Raw genomic sequence first — 900 nt, 5'->3', positions numbered from 1 at the left:
AAAAAAATAACGGAACAAATCTATGTTACAGGTTTATCTTGTTCGCCATGGCGCAACTGAATGGAATTTAGCTCGTCGCATCCAGGGACAATCCGATAGCCCTCTGACCGCCACTGGACGACTGCAAGCAAGGCAGGTGGCTGAGAGGATAAAGTCAGAAGGCATTACCCATATTATCACTAGTGATATGGGACGCACACTGGAAACTGCACAAATAATTGCAAGTGTATGCGAATGTGAAATTACCACAGAACCGCGTCTACGTGAACTAAATATGGGCGTTCTTGAACAAAGAGCAATAGAGTCGTTAACGCCAGAGGAAGAACAGTGGCGCAAAAGCTTAATTGATGGGACTCGTGGAGGACGAATTCCAGAGGGTGAATCAATGGAGGAGCTCTATACACGTATGTTTGCAGCACTAAATAGCTGTTTAGATTTGCCTGAAGGGAGCCGCCCACTGATTGTTAGCCATGGTATTGCGCTAAGTACGTTAATTAGCCGTATTATGGGGGTTCCTGCCTATTCAGAACGCCGTCTACGTTTACGTAACTGTTCGTTATCTCGTGTTGATTACCAAAATAGCCCATGGCTTGCGAATGGTTGGATAGTTGAAACAGCCGGTGAGGTAACACACTTATCGCAGCCAGCTCTCGATGAGCAACAAGGTTAACTATTTAGAAAAAGGAGTTTCAACAAACTGAAACTCCTCTGCTTTAAGGGGTTGCGGTCGAACCTGTTTTGATTGGTACATAATAATCAAAGGTATCGATGTGTGTTTTGGGGTCATCATTTTCTGGGGCGATATGACGTAAATCGATGTTTTTTAATCGATAATGTTCGATATCATAACCTGGTCGACGTGTTAAATTCAGCTCAGGCAAATATACGCCATAAATTTGG

At 43.8% G+C, this 900-nt stretch carries 2 protein-coding genes; one reads left to right on the top strand and one right to left on the bottom strand.

The window, feature by feature from the left end:
- Positions 1-22: 22 nt before the first annotated feature.
- The gene (gpmB, locus tag A9O67_RS13085; protein WP_082955400.1) at positions 23-670 is read left to right on the top strand and encodes a 2,3-diphosphoglycerate-dependent phosphoglycerate mutase GpmB; all 648 of its coding nucleotides are present in this window, start codon (positions 23-25) and stop codon (positions 668-670) included.
- Positions 671-713: 43 nt separating this feature from the next.
- Here gpmB and A9O67_RS13765 read toward each other — a convergent pair.
- Positions 714-900 (bottom strand): hypothetical protein (locus A9O67_RS13765; protein WP_231960239.1); only part of this gene is annotated, 187 nt, incomplete at its 5' end.

Source organism: Tepidimonas fonticaldi, assembly GCF_001675355.1.
Lineage (GTDB): Bacteria > Pseudomonadota > Gammaproteobacteria > Burkholderiales > Burkholderiaceae_C > Tepidimonas > Tepidimonas fonticaldi.
Note: the sequence above shows the minus strand (reverse complement) of the source record. Positions and strands in the feature narration are given on the sequence as shown.